This window comes from Burkholderia sp. SR8, from assembly GCF_052851275.1.
The window spans coordinates 332,479-347,644 of the sequence record NZ_JAULUC010000002.1 but is presented as its reverse complement, the minus strand read 5'-3'; the positions used below and the strand labels follow the sequence as shown (position 1 = coordinate 347,644).

The window sequence follows — 15,166 nt, the reverse complement described above, 5'->3', positions numbered from 1 at the left end:
CACCGCTTAACCGCAGAACGATCATGACGACCGCCTTTCCGCACCTGCTCGCACCGCTCGACCTCGGTTTCACCACGCTGAGGAACCGTGTGCTGATGGGATCGATGCACACCGGCCTCGAGGACAGCCGCAAGACGCTGCCGCGGCTCGCCGACTATTTCGCCGAACGCGCGCGTGGCGGTGTCGGCCTGATCGTGACCGGCGGCTTCGCGCCGAACGTGGCCGGCTGGACCAAGCCGTTCGGCGGCACGCTGATGACGTCGGCCAGCGCGCGGCGGCACCGCGTGATCACCGACGCGGTGCACGCGGACGACGGCAAGATCGCGCTGCAGATCCTGCATACCGGCCGCTACGGCTACCACCCGTTCGCGGTCGCGCCGTCGAAGATCAAGTCGCCGATCTCGCCGTTCGCGCCGCATGAACTGAGCGCCCGCGGTGTCGAGCGGCAGATCCGCGCATTCGTCCGCTGCGCGCAGCTCGCGCGCGACGCCGGTTACGACGGCGTCGAGATCATGGGCTCCGAGGGCTACCTGATCAACCAGTTCATCTCGATGCATACGAACAAGCGCAGCGACCAGTGGGGCGGTTCGTACGAGAACCGGATCCGGCTGCCGATCGAGATCGTCGAGCGCACGCGCGAGGCGGTCGGCCGCGACTTCATCCTGATCTACCGGCTGTCGATGCTCGACCTGATTCCGGACGGCAGCGACTGGCGCGAGACCGTGCAGCTCGCGAAGGCCGTCGAGCGCGCGGGCGCGACCATCATCAACACGGGGATCGGCTGGCACGAGGCGCGCGTGCCGACGATCGCGACGTCGGTGCCGCGCGGCGCGTTCGCATGGGTCACGAAGAAGATGAAGGGCGAGGTCGGCATCCCGCTCGTGACGACCAACCGGATCAACCGGCCCGAAGTGGCCGAGCAGATTCTCGCGGACGGCTGCGCGGACATGGTGTCGATGGCGCGCCCGCTGCTCGCGGATGCCGAGTTCGTCGTCAAGGCCGCGCAGGGCCGTGCGGACGAGATCAACACGTGCATCGGCTGCAACCAGGCGTGCCTCGATCACGCGTTCAGGAACCGGATCGCGTCGTGCCTGCTGAACCCGCGCGCGTGCCACGAGACCGAGCTGATCTACGCCCCTGCGCAGCAGCCGAAACGCATCGCGGTGGTCGGCGCGGGGCCGGCCGGGCTCGCGTGCTCGACCGTGCTCGCGCAGCGCGGCCACCACGTCGACCTGTTCGACGCGGCAGCGGAGATCGGCGGCCAGTTCAACATGGCGAAGCGGATTCCGGGCAAGGAGGAGTTCGACGAAGCGCTGCGTTACTTCGGCCGGCAGGTCGAGCTCACAGGCGTGAACCTGCACCTGAATCGTCGCGTCGACGCGAGCGACCTGATCGCGGGCGGCTACGACGAGATCGTGCTCGCGACCGGCGTCGCGCCGCGCGACCCGAAGATTCCCGGTCAGGACGGGCCGAACGTGCTCAGCTATATCGACGTGCTCGCCGGCCGGCGGCCGGTCGGCCGGCGCGTCGCGGTGGTCGGCGCGGGCGGGATCGGCTTCGATGTCGCCGAATATCTGGTGCAGGACGGCGAGTCGCCGACGCTCGATCTCGAAGAATGGAAAGCGGAGTGGGGCGTGACCGATCCGGCCGCGATGCGCGGCGGCGTGACGCGCGCGCAGGTCGCGGCGCCCGCTCGCGAGGTGACGCTGCTGCAGCGCAAGGCCGCGCCGCTCGGCAAGGGGCTCGGCAAGACGACCGGCTGGATTCACCGCGCGACGCTGAAGATGAAGCAGGTGAAGATGATCGGCGGCGTGAATTACGAATTGATCGACGCGCGCGGGCTGCACGTGTCGTACGGCGAGCAGCGTACCGATCACGAGCTGATCGAGGCCGACACGATCGTGCTGTGCACGGGGCAGGAGCCGCAGCGTGCACTGCTCGCGCCGTTGCAGGCGGCCGGCCGCCCGGTGCATCTGATCGGCGGCGCGGAGCTGGCCGCGGAACTCGATGCGAAGCGGGCGATCGACCAGGGTTCGCGGCTGGCCGCGCGGTTGTAACGGGCAGCTGCTTCGCGTCGCGCGGCGCAGTGCGTCGCACGATGGCACGTGATGCTCGCGCCGACGATTCCGGATCCGTTCCATGCCGACAGCGACGAACGGATGCGGACAGCGTCGCCATGCAACGTGGCGACGCGATCGCGGCAGACGGCGCTCGCTACTTGCCGGTGCGCATCACGCCGCTTCGGCGCGCTCTTCTTCTTCCGCTTCCAGCATTGCCTTGACGATCAGGTAGACGGCCGGCAGGTCGTCGTCGTCGCGGCGCCAGTCGACCGGCTCCTCGACGTCCGCGGCGACGAGCCGGCTGTCGCGCAGGCGGATGAACGCATCGACGACCGTCGGATCGTTGCGGCTCAGGAAGCCGGCATTCGAGAACGCGAGTTCCTCGACGTTCAGCAGCGCCTGCCAGCTCATCGTGCGGACGGCGGCCGGATGGGTGCGGCGCCGCAGCCCGAGCGCGCGCTGCGCGGGGCCGCCGACGACACGCTGCAGATCGACCACCGCGCGCTGCGCGGCGCGCTCGAAGTGGACGGGGTTGAAGCCGGGTTGCTCGGGATCGAATGCGGATGACTGGAACATGGTCGCCTCACAAAAGTCCGTCCGTCATGGGTGACGGAATTCGGGTCAAATGGTGCAAAAGCACTGTAAATATATACAGTGTTCGGCGCCGTATCAAGTGCCGAATGAATATGTGTGTGCGGTGACGGTTTTCTGACGATTGCGGACACGCCCGCGCGTGCGGCCGTCCGTGCCGGCGCGGCGATTCACACCGATGCGGCGATCGTCTCCCGCAACCAGCGATGCGCGGGGTCGCGATGCACGCGTTCGTGCCACAGCATCGACATTTCGTAGCCGGGGACCTCGACCGGCGCTTCCACGACGCGCAGCGCGGGCGTGTCGCGCACCAGCCGCTCCGGCAGCATCGCGACCAGGTCGGTGCCGGCAATGGCCGACATCACGAACAGGAAATGCGGAACCGACAGCACGACGCGCCGCGTGGCGCCCGCTTGCGCGAGCGCTTCGTCGGTCACGCCGAAAAAGCCGCCGCCGTCGGGCGACACGATCACGTGCTCCAGCGCGCCGAACTGCGCGAGCGTCGGCCGCCGCTTCAGCTTCGGATGCCCGGCGCGGCCGACCAGCACGTAGCGCTCGGCGAACAGCGGCAGGCGCCGCATCCCTGCCGGCGAGCCCTCGGTCGTATGGAACGCCAGATCGATGCCGTTTCGCTCGGCATCCTGCTCGATGCGCGGCGGCACCAGCTCGACGACGGCGAGCCGGGTCGCGGGCGCGGCCGAGCGCAGCGCGTTCAGCGCGGGCAGGACGATCGTCGATTCGCCGTAGTCGGTCGCGGTCACGCGCCACGTGTTCGTCGCGGTCGCCGGATCGAACGGCGTGGCCGTCAGCACCGCGCGCTCGACCGCTTCCAGCGCGTCGCGCAATGGTTCGCGCAGCGTTTCCGCACGCGCGGTCGGCCGCATCCCGCGCGGGCCCGGCAGCAGCAGCGGGTCGCCGAACAGGTCGCGCAGTTTCTGCAACTGCACGCTGACCGACGGCTGCGACATGTTCAGTTTCTCGGCTGCGCGCGTGACGTTGTGCTCGGCGAGCAGCACGTCCAGCGTGACCAGCAGGTTCAGATCCAGTCGTCTGAGATTGTTCATGGCTATACCTGGGATATCAGGAATTCATTTCCAATATACCGGTGATGACGGCATCCTGCAGTCGTTGAATCCACGGAGCAGTGAACATGAATGTGCTGATCGTCTATGCCCATCCCGAACCGCGATCGCTGAACGGCGCGTTGCGGGACTTCGCCGTCGCGCATCTCGAAGCGGCCGGCCATGCGGTGCAGGTGACCGATCTGTATGCGATGAACTGGAAGGCCGCATTCGATGCGGATGACGTGACCGACCGCGCGCCCGACGCACGCTTCGATCCCGCGCTCGATTCGAAGCGCGCGTTCGAGACGGGCACGCAGCGCGACGACATCGCGCGCGAACAGCAAAAATTGAAGTGGGCCGACGCGGTGATCCTGCAGTTTCCGCTGTGGTGGTTCTCGATGCCGGCGATCATGAAGGGCTGGGTCGAGCGTGTGTATGCGTACGGTTTCGCGTACGGCGTCGGCGAGCATTCCGACCGGCATTGGGGCGATCGTTACGGCGAAGGTTCGCTCGCGGGCAAGCGTGCGATGGTGATCGTCACGACGGGCGGATGGGAGTCGCACTACAGCGCGCGCGGCATCAACGGGCCGATCGACGACGTGCTGTTTCCGATCCAGCACGGGATCCTGTATTACCCGGGGTTCGACGTGCTGCCGCCGTTCGTGATCTATCGCACCGGACGGATGGACGACGCGCGCTTCGGCGAAACGCGCGCGGCGCTCGCGAAGCGTCTCGACACGCTGTGGACCGCGCAGCCGATTCCGTTCCGGCGGCAGAACGCGGGCGACTACGAGATTCCGGCGCTGACGCTGAAGCCGGAAATCGCGCCGGGCACGGTCGGGTTTGCCGCGCATCTGGCCGCGCAGCAGTGAGCGCCGCTGCATCGGCGTGATGCGGGGCGGCGCCGCAAGCCCGGACTGCAAAACGATACGGGCGACCGGCGAGAACATCGCCGGCCGCCCGTGTCATGCGTGTCGCGGCCGTGCGCGGGCCGCGCGCTTCAGCGCCGCTTACCGATCGTCGTCCCGCACCGAAGACGGATGCCGGCACAACGCCTGCACTTCCATCTCCATATACGGAAACAGCGGCAGCTGGCTCAACACGTCGTGCAGCTGCTGCACGCTGTCGACGTCGAAGATGCTGACGTTCGCGTACTGCCCCGCGATTCGCCACAGATGCCGCCAGACGCCTTCGTTCATCAGCCGCTGGCACATCGCCTTCTCTTCGGCCTTCAGCGTGGCCGCCTTGACCGGATCCATGTCCGCCGGCAGACGGACGGTCATTTCCACATGAAACAGCATCCTGCTCTCCTTGCGTTGTCGAGTCGTCGAACGGGACGGCCGCTCAGGCCTGCGCGCGCGGCCGCTCGACCTCGCTTGCCGGCACGTCCTGCTTGTCCTTGAGCAGCGTGAAATCGAAGTCGATCAGCGCGAACTGCCCGTCGACGCCGTACGGCTTGCCTTCCGCGCCCTCGGCCTGCTTGATCTTCGGGATCAGTCCTTCGCGCGTCGCGAATGCGAAGTCGTCCCAGATGTGCGGATCGCCTTCGATGTTGATCTGCGTCGTCAGCTTACGATATCCGTCCGCCGAAACGAAGAAGTGGATGTGCGCCGGACGATGGCCGTGACGGCCGAGCAGGTCGAGCAATTGCTCGGTCTTGCTGCCCGGCGGCACGCTGTAGCCGACCGGCAGCACGCTGCGGAAACTGTAGCGGCCCTCGGCGTCGGTGCGGATCGAGCGGCGCAGGTTGAACGCCGGCTGCGACTGGTCGAAGTACGAATAGTTGCCCAGATGGTTCGCGTGCCACACCTCGACGAGCGCGTTCGCGATCGGCGCGCCGTCCTGGCCGAGCACCTGGCCGCGCATGATCAGCGTCTGGCCCGGATCGTTGCCGTCGTCGAGACGCGCATGGCCGACCGATTCCGGCGCGCCCGCGACATACAGCGGCCCTTCGATCGTGCGCGGCGTGCCGCCGTGGAAGCCGGCCTTCTCCTCGGCCTCGTCCATCCGCACGTCGAGGAAGCGCTCGAGGCCGAGGCCTGCCGCGATCAGCCCGAATTCGCGGCCGGCTTCGTTCAGGTAGTTCAGCGCGGTCCAGAACTCGCTGGGCTGCACGTCGAAGTCCTCGATCGTGTAGCAGATGTCCTTCACGATCCGGTTGACGATCGCGCGCACGCGCGGATTGCCGGGCTTTTCCGCGGCATCGTCGAAGGTCTTCAGCAGGGCGTCGATGGCTTGCTTGTTCATCTGTGTCTCCGGTTTCGGTTGTCGTGTCGTGTGGGATCAGCGGGCGCCGCGTCGCATCCGTTCGATGCGGGCCCAGTCGAAGGTGATGCCGAGGCCGGGCGTCGCCGGCAGGTGCAGCTTGAAATCCTCGTAGCGCAGCGGCTCGACGAGGATTTCCTCGGTGAGCAGCAGCGGCCCGAACAGTTCGGTGCCCCATTTCAGCGAGCCGAACGTGCTGAACAGTTGCGCGGACGCCATCGTGCCGGCCGCGCCTTCGAGCATCGTGCCGCCGTACAGGTCGATGCCGGCCGCGGTCGCGATCGATGCGACGCTCGCCGCGCCGAGCAGGCCGCCCGATTGCGCGATCTTCACCGCGAACACGTCGGCCGCGCGGTCCTGCGCGAGCGCGAATGCGTCGACGGGGCCGTGCAGCGCTTCGTCGGCCATGATCGGGATGTGGGCGAGCTGCGTGAGGCGCTTCAGCCCTGCGCGATTGGTCGCGGCGATCGGCTGTTCGACGAGGCTCACGCCGGCATCGGCCAGTCGCGCGCCGGCGCGGATCGCATCGGTTTCGCTCCATGCCTGGTTCACGTCGACGCGGACGTCGCCGCGCTCGCCGAGCGCGCGCTTGATCGCGATCACGTGCGCGACGTCGTCGTCGACCGCGTTCGAGCCGATCTTCAGCTTGAATGCGCGATGGCGGCGCGCTTCCAGCATCGCCTCGGCTTCCGCGATGTCGCGCTGCGTGTCGCCGCTCGCCAGCGTCCAGGCGACGTCGACCGCATCGGTCGTGCGACCGCCGAACAGCTCGGACAGCGGCACGCCGAGGCGGCGCGCCTGCGCGTCGAACAGCGCGGTCTCGATCGCGCACTTCGCGAACCGGTTGCCCTGGAACAGCTTGCGCGCGCGTGCCATCGCGGCGCCCGGGCGCGTTGCGTCCATGCCTTGCAGCAGCGGCGCGAAGTAGGTGTCGATGTTGACCTTGATGCTCTCGGGGCTCTCTTCGCCGTACGCGAGACCGCCGATCGTGGTCGCCTCGCCGACGCCTTCGATACCGTCCGTGCATCGAACGCGGACGAGCACGAGGGCCTGGCAATGCATCGTGGCGACCGATAGTTTGTGGGGCCTGATCGTCGGCACGTCGACGAGCAATGTCTCGATGCGTTCGATGGTGGCGGCAGTTGCTATCATGCGATTCCTCCTGTTGGTGCACATGGTAGGAATTCCCGCCCCGCGTCGTCCAACACTCTTTCCGACTACTTCCATACCTTTGAGGCATGAAATGGAATTGCGCCAGCTCCGGTACTTCATCGCCGTCGCGGAGGAAATGAACATCACGCGCGCGGCTGAGCGGCTGCACATGACGCAGCCGCCGCTCAGCCGCCAGCTTCAGGCGATCGAGGACGAGGTCGGGTTGCCGCTGTTCGAGCGCGGCGCGCGGCCGCTGAAACTGACCGACGCGGGCCGCGTGTTCTATGCGCAGGCCAAGCGCGTGGTCGAGCAGGCCGACGAGCTCGGCCCGCTGACGCGGCGGCTCGCGCAGTTGTCGGAGCGCATCGTGATCGGTTTCGTGCCGTCGACGCTCTATGGCGCGCTGCCGGACGTGATCCGCGCGTTTCGCGAGGCGCAGCCGGACGTCGAGCTGTCGCTGATCGAAATGTTCACGCTCGAGCAGCTCGGCGCGTTGAAGGGCGGGCGGATCGACGTCGGGTTCGGCCGTCTGCGCTTCGATGACGACCAGCTCGTGCGTGAGGCGCTGATCGAGGAAAAGCTGATCGCGGCGCTGCCGGTCGGGCACCCGCTTGCGGATCCGGACCGCCCGCTGACGCTCGCGGACATCGCGAACGAGACGCTGATCGTCTATCCGAGCACGCCGCGGCCGAGTTTCGCCGACCAGCAATTGTCCGCGTTGCGCGACGGCGCGCTCGTGCCGGCGGCCGTTCACGAGGTGCGCGAGCTGCAGACGGCGCTCGGGCTCGTCGCCGCGCAGGTGGGCGTGTCGCTGGTGCCGGAGAGCGTGGAGGGCGTGCGGGTGAAGGGTGTCGTGTACCGGCGGCTGCCGGAGCCCACGGCGACGTCGCCGATCATCATGAGCCGCCGGCTGCACGGCGAAAGCGCGGCGACGACGGCGTTCTGTGCGATTGCGCGGGAAATGATCGTGCCGACTCCATAAGGACGCAGGCTGAATGCGCGTCAACTGCAACTAACGGTCGAGTTCGGTGTATCGCGTCAAATGCGGAACAGGCGTCGCGGCGCGATGTCGGTCGCTATTGACGCAGAGGCGCGGTTTCCACTGCGGGGCGATCATGTCTGCAAGCCAGAAGCCAGAAGCCAGAAGCCAGAAGCCAGAAGCCAGAAGCCAGAAGCCAGAAGCCAGAAGCCAGAAGCCAGAAGCCGGAAGCCGGAAGCCGGAAGCCGGAAGCCGGAAGCCGGAAGCCGGAAGCCGGAAGCCGGAAGCCGGAAGCCGGAAGCCGGAAGCCGGAAGCCGGAAGCCGGAAGCCGGAAGCCGGAAGCCGGTCTTCCGCCGGCCGCCCGGCTATTGCCCCCGCCTGCGACGCGCCGAGTCAGCCGGCGCGCCACCTACCGCTTCCCGTCGAGCGTCTCCGACGGCGATTCCCCGAACTTCTCCCGATACGCGATCGCGAACCGCCCGAGGTGCGTGAATCCGCAATCGAGCGCGATATCGGCGATCCGCCGCTCCGGCGCCGCCCCGCGCAGCAGCTCCCTCGCATGGTCGAGCCGCGTCGCACGCAGGTATTGCATCGGGCTCATCCCGCGGAACTGCAGGAAAGCGTCGCGCAGCGTCCGTTCCGGCACGTTGGCGGCCTGCACGATATCGGCGAGCTGCAACGGCTGCGCATAGTGCGCGGCGATGAACTCCTGCGCGCGCCGCACGAAGCCCGGCGCCGGATCGTGGCGCGAGCGCTGCAGCAGCGACGGCGGATGGCCTTCGATCAGCAGGTCGATCAGCAGATGCTCGAGCTGCGACGCGACACGCGGGTTCGCGTTCGCGCGTTCGAGCAGTTCGGGCGAACGCGCGACGAGCATCAGCTGCTGGCGCCACGCGGCGAGCGCGGCGTCGCTGATGTGCAGCACCGGGTCGAGCGTCGCGCGCGGATCGCCGGTCAGCGACCCGACGGTCGCCGCATCGATGCGCAGCACGAACTGCTCGCAGTCGGCCGACAGCACCGCGTCGAAGCGCTCGCCGGGCGCGCACAGCACGCCCGTCTGCCCGTCGACGCCGAGCCGGCGCCCCATCGCGTGGACTTCCGCCTGCCCGGACAGGCAGAACATCAGCAGGTAATAGCCGTCGACGGCGTCGACCTGCACGCGCATCGCGTCGCCGAACGCGATCGTGCCGATCCCGAGGCCGCCGAGCCGCACGAAATCCATATGCGACGCGCCTTGCACGCGGCCGCTCGGCAGCAGCGCGTGCGGCTGCATCACGCGCGAGATCCGCTCGCGCGTCTCGTCGAGATCGCGGGATTCGAACAGCCGGTGCGCGCGCAGCGCAAGCGGCTCGAACGACGTTGGGGACATGGGCATCGGCCTTGGAATGGACGCGCGCGCTTCGATCCGACGAATGGGTCGCGGTCGTGCGCGGGTCGCGTGTGTCGCCATGCTAGCGCAGAAATCCGCCGAAAGTGGATATTGCGCCGCCGCAATCGCACTTTCCGGATAGACGCCGAATATTAGCTTTTCAAAAATCGGCTCCATGCAATCAACGAAACGGAACCACAAGGAGTCCGACATGGAGCAGACAGAATCGCCCGTCGTATTCGCCGCGCGCGACGACGCGTCCGACGTGCACTTTCCGCATGACGACGGTTCGCGCGTGCCGTACAAGGTGTTCAGCTCGCGGGCCGTCTACGATCGCGAGCAGGAACGCATCTTCCGCGGGCCGACGTGGAACTTCGTCGCGCTGGAAGCGGAAATCCCGAACGCCGGCGACTTCAAGAGCACGTTCGTCGGCGACACGCCGGTCGTCGTCACGCGCACCGAGGACGGCTCGCTGTCCGCATGGGTGAACCGCTGCGCGCACCGCGGCGCGCAGGTGTGCCGCAAGTCGCGCGGCAACGCGAGCTCGCACACGTGCGTGTATCACCAGTGGAGCTTCGACAACCAGGGCAACCTGCTCGGCGTGCCGTTCCGGCGCGGCCAGAAGGGGATGACCGGGATGCCGGCCGACTTCGACCCGAAGCAGCACGGGTTGCGCAAACTGCGCGTCGACAGCTATCGCGGGCTCGTGTTCGCGACCTTCAGCGATGACGTCGCGCCGCTGCCCGAGTATCTCGGCGAGCAGATGCGCCCGTGGATCGACCGGATCTTCCACAAGCCGATCGAGTATCTCGGCTGCACGCGCCAGTATTCGAAGTCGAACTGGAAGCTGTACATGGAGAACGTGAAGGATCCGTATCACGCGAGCATGCTGCACCTGTTCCATACGACCTTCAACATCTTCCGCGTCGGGATGAAGGCGCGCTCGATTCCGGATGCGAACCACGGGCTGCACAGCATCATTACGGTGACGAAGACGGGCGACGACACGTCGGCCGCGTACAAACAGCAGAACATCCGCTCGTTCGACGAGGGCTTCCACCTCGAGGACGAATCGATCCTCGATCTCGTGTCCGAATACGACGAGGACTGCACGAACCACATCCAGCCGATCTTCCCGCAGCTCGTGATCCAGCAGATCCACAACACGCTGGTCGCGCGCCAGATCCTGCCGAAGGGGCCGGACAACTTCGAGCTGATCTTCCATTTCTTCGGCTACGCGGACGACACGCCCGAACTGCGCGCACTGCGCATCAAGCAGGCGAATCTCGTCGGGCCGGCCGGCTACATCTCGATGGAAGACACCGAGGCGACCGAACTCGTGCAGCGCGGCACCGTGCGCGACGCCGATGCGACATCGGTGATCGAGATGTCGCGCGGCAATCCGGACCAGCAGGACACGGTGATCACCGAAAGCCTGATCCGCAAGTTCTGGGTCGGTTATCAGAAGCTGATGGGCTATTGAAGCGGGAGCGCGGAACGATGGAAAACCTGACGGAAGACATGAAGACGTGGTTCGAGATTTACATGCTCCAGAACCGCTACATCGGCCATCTCGACAACGACCGGCTCGAACACTGGCCGGAGATGTTCACCGAGGACTGCACGTACGAGATCGTGCCGAAGGAAAACGCCGATCTCGGCCTGCCGGTCGGGATCGTCCACTGCACGAACCGGCGGATGCTGCGCGACCGCGTGGTGTCGCTGCGGCACGCGAACATCTATGAAGAGCACACGTACCGGCACATGACGTCGGGGCTCACGATCGTCGCGGCGCGCGACGGCGAGATCGACACCGAGAGCAACTACGTGGTCGTGCAGACGCGCAGCAACGGCGAATCGAACGTGTACCAGGCCGGCAAGTATTACGACACGGTCGTGCGCACGCCCGACGGGCTGCGCTACAAGACCAAGCGCGTGATCTACGACACGTCGCGCGTGCAGACGCTGCTCGCGACCCCGATCTGACCGATCTGACGAAGCAAGGAATCGACATGACTGAAGCAACGCTCGCGCAATGGCATCCGCTGGGCGCATTCGACGAATTCTCCGAAGACGAACCGGCGGCGCGCGTCGCCGGCCAGAAGCCGATCGCGGTGTTCCGGATCGGCGACGAACTGTTCGCGATGCACGACCTGTGTTCGCATGGTCACGCGCGGCTGTCCGAAGGCTATGTGGAAGACGGCTGCGTCGAATGCCCGCTGCACCAGGGGCTGATCGACATTCGCACGGGCGCGCCGAAATGCGCGCCGATCACCGAGCCGGTGCGGGTCTATCCGATCCGGGTCGTCGACGGGCAGGTGGAAGTCAATGTCGACTGACCCGTTCGTGATCGTCGGCGCCGGCCACGCGGCCCGGCGCACGGCCGAGGCGCTGCGCGAGCGCGACGCCGGTGCGCGCATCGTGATGATCGGCGCGGAACGCGAGCTGCCGTACGATCGCCCCGCGCTGTCGAAGGATGCGCTGCTGAGCGACGGCGGCGAGCAGCGCGCGTTCATCCGCGATGCGGGATGGTACGACGCGCAGCGCATCGAGCTGCGGCTCGGCACACGCGTCGACGCGATCGAGCGCGACGCGCAGCGCGTGCGGCTCGACGACGGCGCAACGCTGCCGTACGCGAAGCTCGTGCTGGCGACCGGTTCGCGCGTGCGTGCATTCGGCGGCCCGGTCGACGACGGCGTCGTCCCGCATTACGTGCGTACCGTTGCCGATGCGCGCGCGTTGCGTGCGCGACTCGCGCCGGGGCGTCGCGTGGCGGTGCTCGGCGGCGGCTTCATCGGCCTCGAAGTGGCGGCCGCCGCGCGCCAGCTCGGTTGCGACGTAACGGTGATCGACCCGGCGCCTCGCTTGCTGCAGCGTGCGTTGCCGGAAGTCGTCGGCGCGTATGCGCGACAACTGCATCACGCACGCGGCGTGATCTTCCAGATGGCGACGCTGCCGCGCGCGATTCGCCGTGCACCGGCGGGCGGCGCGATCGTCGAGACCGATCGCGGCGACGTGCAGGCCGACATCGTCGTGGTCGGCATCGGCGTCGTGCCGAATGTCGAACTCGCGCAGGCAGCGGGCCTCGACGTCGACAACGGCATCCGCGTCGATGCGGGCTGCCGCACGGCCGATCGCGCGATCTTCGCGGCCGGCGAGGTGACGATGCACTTCAATCCGCTGCTCGGGCGTCACGTGCGGATCGAGTCGTGGCAGGTCGCGGAGAACCAGCCGGCCGTCGCGGCCGCAAACCTGCTCGGTGCGGACGAAACGTATGCCGAGCTGCCGTGGCTGTGGTCCGATCAATACGACTGCAACCTGCAGATGCTCGGCGTGTTCGGCAGCGAGCGGACCGCCGTCGTGCGCGGCGATCCGGCAAGCGGGCCGTTCACGGTGTTCGGGCTCGGCGACGACGGGAAGATCGTGGCGGTGGCCGCGGCGAACCTGGGGCGCGACATCGGCGCGTCGCGGCGTTTGATCGCGGCGGGGGCGGTACCCGATCCGATGAAACTTGCCGATCCGGCGGTGAACCTGAAGACGTTTTTGTGACGTAGTGCGTGAACGCGGCCGGCATGGCCGCGTTCACGTCGCGTCGCGGGAACGCGGGCGGAAGCCCGCTCCGGGCAACCTGCGCGGCGTGCGGGTTTGTCGTCGGTCGGCGATCGGTGCATATTAGCGGCATTGCCGTTTCACCGGTCGCCCATGACGCCAGACAAAGCCCTCGAACTGAAACGCAGCAAGCGCCGCGCGCTATGGCTGCTGCTGGCCGCCGTCGCGGTATTCGTCACGACGATCCTGCTGCCGCGCGGCCCGTGGGTCGACGGCTTCAAGGCGGTGGCCGAGGCCGCGATGGTCGGCGCGCTCGCCGACTGGTTCGCGGTCGTCGCGCTGTTTCGCCGCGTGCCGATCCCGTTCGTGTCGCGCCACACCGAAATCATCCCGAAGAACAAGGACAAGATCGCGGACAACCTCGCGGTGTTCGTGCGCGAGAAATTCCTCGGCCCCGACGCGCTCGCCGCGCAGATCCGCCAGCACGATCCCGCGCAGAAGCTCGGCACGTGGCTCGGCGAGCCGGCGAACACCGACGCGCTCGGCGGCTACGTGACGAAGCTGATGAGCTTCGCGCTCGACATGACCGACGACGCGCGGATCCAGTCGTTCGTCCACGACGCATTCCGCGCGGCGATCGACCGGATCGACCTGTCGCAATCGGCCGGCGCGATTCTCGACACGCTGACGAAGGACGGCCGCCATCAGGCGCTGCTCGACGATGCGATCGAACAGGTGGTCGACGTGCTCGCCAAGGAGGAGAACCGCGAGGTGATCGCCGGCTTCATCGTCGAATGGCTGAAGACGCAATACCCGAAAGTCGAGAAGATCATGCCGACGCAGTGGTTCGGCGAGAACGGCGCGCGGATGCTCGCGAACGCGGTGAGCCGCGTGCTCGAGGGCGTCGCGGCCGATCCCGAACACGAACTGCGGCAGCGCTTCGACCGCACGGTCGTGCGGCTGACCGAACGGCTCAAGCATGACCCGGCATTCATCGCGAAGGGCGACGAGATCAAGCGCTACATCCGCGATGGTGACGCGTTCAACGAGTATGTGCGCGATCTGTGGGACCAGTTGCGCGCGTGGCTGAAGGCTGATCTCGCGCGCCCTGATTCGGCGCTGCACCGGCAGGCCGCGACGCTCGGCGGCTGGCTCGGCGAGCGGCTCGCTCAGAGCCCGGCGCTGCGCGCGTCGCTGAACGAGCACATCGAGCGGGCCGTGCACGAGATGGCGCCGGATTTCGCGGATTTCCTGATGCGTCACATCCGCGATACGGTGCGCAACTGGGATGCGCGCGAGATGTCGCGGCAGATCGAGCTGAACATCGGCAAGGACCTGCAATACATCCGCATCAACGGCACGCTGGTCGGCGGGCTGATCGGGCTCGGGCTGTATCTGGTGTCGCTGGTGCCGCGCTGGGCGGGCGGCTGGCTGCATTGACGCGGCCGCAGCCATCGTGCGCATCACACACGTCGCACGCGGTCGCGCGGCGTGGAATCACGCGTGCGCCTTCGCGCCGTGCAGTTGCAGGCCGAGCGCCTTGATGACTTTCAGGATCGTGCCGAAGCTCGGATTGCCGTCGTACGACAGTGCCTTGTACAGCCCTTCGCGCGACAGGCCCGCGTCGCGCGCGACCTGCGACATGCCGCGCGCTCGGGCGATCACGCCGAGCGCATGCGCGATGAAGGCCGGGTCGTCGCCGGCTTCCTGCAGACAGGCTTCGAAGTACTCGGCCATGTCGTCGTCGGTTTTCAGGTGTTCGGCCGAATCCCACGGCCGGGTCTTGATCTTGTCCATCGATCACTCCAGGTCGAGCCGCGCGAGCATCGCGTGCGCGGCGCGGATGTCCGCCTGTTGCGTCGACTTGTCGCCGCCGCAGAGGAGGATCACCCATATCGTTGCGCGCCTGACGTAATAGACGCGATAGCCGGCGCCGTGGTCGATACGCATTTCGACGACGGGGGAGCCGACGGATTTCCAGTCGCCCGGATTGCCCATCGACAGGCGATCGATGCGCGCCTGGATGCGCCGCCGGGCGACGCGATCCGGCAGGCCGGCAAACCACGCGTCGAAGACGTCGGTGGTCCGGATGCTGAATGCAGGCGCACTGTAGGGCATGGATCGCAGGATGTCAAC

At 67.4% G+C, this 15,166-nt stretch carries 16 protein-coding genes; 8 read left to right on the top strand and 8 right to left on the bottom strand.

Going from position 1 to position 15,166, the window contains the following annotated elements; all coding sequences use genetic code 11:
* Positions 1-23: 23 nt before the first annotated feature.
* Positions 24-2,057 carry an oxidoreductase gene (locus Q3A80_RS03830; protein ID WP_446327734.1) on the top strand — a complete coding sequence of 678 codons (2,034 nt, stop codon included), beginning with the start codon at positions 24-26 and terminating at the stop codon, positions 2,055-2,057.
* A gap of 174 nt (positions 2,058-2,231) precedes the next feature.
* Here the strand turns inward: Q3A80_RS03830 and Q3A80_RS03825 are convergent, their stop codons facing one another.
* Positions 2,232-2,636, bottom strand: a complete 405-nt coding sequence (locus Q3A80_RS03825) for a DUF2471 family protein (RefSeq protein WP_063551223.1) — start codon at positions 2,634-2,636, stop codon at positions 2,232-2,234.
* 185 nt (positions 2,637-2,821) lie between these two features.
* Complete coding sequence (locus tag Q3A80_RS03820; RefSeq protein ID WP_446327733.1) at positions 2,822-3,715, bottom strand: LysR family transcriptional regulator; 894 nt, start codon at positions 3,713-3,715, stop codon at positions 2,822-2,824.
* An 86-nt stretch (positions 3,716-3,801) separates the two neighbouring features.
* Between Q3A80_RS03820 and Q3A80_RS03815 the strand changes: the two genes are divergently transcribed.
* A complete protein-coding gene (locus tag Q3A80_RS03815; protein WP_446327732.1) occupies positions 3,802-4,587 on the top strand; it encodes an NAD(P)H-dependent oxidoreductase in 786 nt (261 codons plus the stop codon).
* 138 nt (positions 4,588-4,725) lie between these two features.
* On the opposite strand, the gene catC is transcribed toward Q3A80_RS03815, so the two are convergent.
* The 3 genes from catC to Q3A80_RS03800 are packed head-to-tail and all read right to left on the bottom strand — an operon-like array spanning position 4,726 to position 7,132.
* On the bottom strand, positions 4,726-5,016 hold the full coding sequence (gene catC, locus Q3A80_RS03810) for a muconolactone Delta-isomerase (protein ID WP_446327731.1): 291 nt from the start codon (positions 5,014-5,016) through the stop codon (positions 4,726-4,728).
* Between the two features lie 43 nt (positions 5,017-5,059).
* Complete coding sequence (gene catA, locus Q3A80_RS03805) at positions 5,060-5,962, bottom strand: catechol 1,2-dioxygenase (protein WP_446327730.1); 903 nt, start codon at positions 5,960-5,962, stop codon at positions 5,060-5,062.
* 36 nt (positions 5,963-5,998) lie between these two features.
* Positions 5,999-7,132: a muconate/chloromuconate family cycloisomerase gene (locus Q3A80_RS03800; protein WP_446327729.1), complete on the bottom strand. Its 1,134-nt coding sequence runs from the start codon at positions 7,130-7,132 to the stop codon at positions 5,999-6,001.
* Positions 7,133-7,223: 91 nt separating this feature from the next.
* Between Q3A80_RS03800 and Q3A80_RS03795 the strand changes: the two genes are divergently transcribed.
* Positions 7,224-8,114 (top strand): LysR family transcriptional regulator, encoded by an 891-nt coding sequence (locus Q3A80_RS03795; RefSeq protein WP_446327728.1) that lies wholly within the window; start codon positions 7,224-7,226, stop codon positions 8,112-8,114.
* A 407-nt stretch (positions 8,115-8,521) separates the two neighbouring features.
* On the opposite strand, the gene andR is transcribed toward Q3A80_RS03795, so the two are convergent.
* Positions 8,522-9,481, bottom strand: coding sequence for an anthranilate 1,2-dioxygenase regulatory protein AndR (gene andR / locus Q3A80_RS03790; protein ID WP_446327727.1), 960 nt, complete (start codon positions 9,479-9,481; stop codon positions 8,522-8,524).
* Between the two features lie 211 nt (positions 9,482-9,692).
* Between andR and andAc the strand changes: the two genes are divergently transcribed.
* From andAc to Q3A80_RS03765, 5 genes are all read left to right on the top strand, one after another.
* The gene (gene andAc / locus Q3A80_RS03785) at positions 9,693-10,964 is read left to right on the top strand and encodes an anthranilate 1,2-dioxygenase large subunit AndAc (protein ID WP_446327726.1); all 1,272 of its coding nucleotides are present in this window, start codon (positions 9,693-9,695) and stop codon (positions 10,962-10,964) included.
* Positions 10,965-10,981: 17 nt separating this feature from the next.
* Entirely contained in the window at positions 10,982-11,467 is a 486-nt protein-coding gene (gene andAd / locus Q3A80_RS03780; protein WP_446327725.1) for an anthranilate 1,2-dioxygenase small subunit AndAd, read from the top strand.
* A 26-nt stretch (positions 11,468-11,493) separates the two neighbouring features.
* Positions 11,494-11,820, top strand: a complete 327-nt coding sequence (gene andAb, locus Q3A80_RS03775) for an anthranilate 1,2-dioxygenase ferredoxin subunit AndAb (RefSeq protein ID WP_151067931.1) — start codon at positions 11,494-11,496, stop codon at positions 11,818-11,820.
* Positions 11,810-13,030, top strand: coding sequence for an anthranilate 1,2-dioxygenase system ferredoxin--NAD(+) reductase (gene andAa / locus Q3A80_RS03770; protein ID WP_446327724.1), 1,221 nt, complete (start codon positions 11,810-11,812; stop codon positions 13,028-13,030). The genes andAb and andAa overlap by 11 nt, the downstream gene beginning before the upstream one ends.
* Before the next feature lie 153 nt (positions 13,031-13,183).
* Complete coding sequence (locus Q3A80_RS03765) at positions 13,184-14,470, top strand: DUF445 domain-containing protein (RefSeq protein ID WP_446327723.1); 1,287 nt, start codon at positions 13,184-13,186, stop codon at positions 14,468-14,470.
* Positions 14,471-14,527: 57 nt separating this feature from the next.
* Here the strand turns inward: Q3A80_RS03765 and Q3A80_RS03760 are convergent, their stop codons facing one another.
* Positions 14,528-14,827: an addiction module antidote protein gene (locus tag Q3A80_RS03760; protein ID WP_446327722.1), complete on the bottom strand. Its 300-nt coding sequence runs from the start codon at positions 14,825-14,827 to the stop codon at positions 14,528-14,530.
* Between the two features lie 3 nt (positions 14,828-14,830).
* The gene (locus tag Q3A80_RS03755) at positions 14,831-15,148 is read right to left on the bottom strand and encodes a type II toxin-antitoxin system RelE/ParE family toxin (protein ID WP_446327814.1); all 318 of its coding nucleotides are present in this window, start codon (positions 15,146-15,148) and stop codon (positions 14,831-14,833) included.
* Positions 15,149-15,166: the final 18 nt, after the last annotated feature.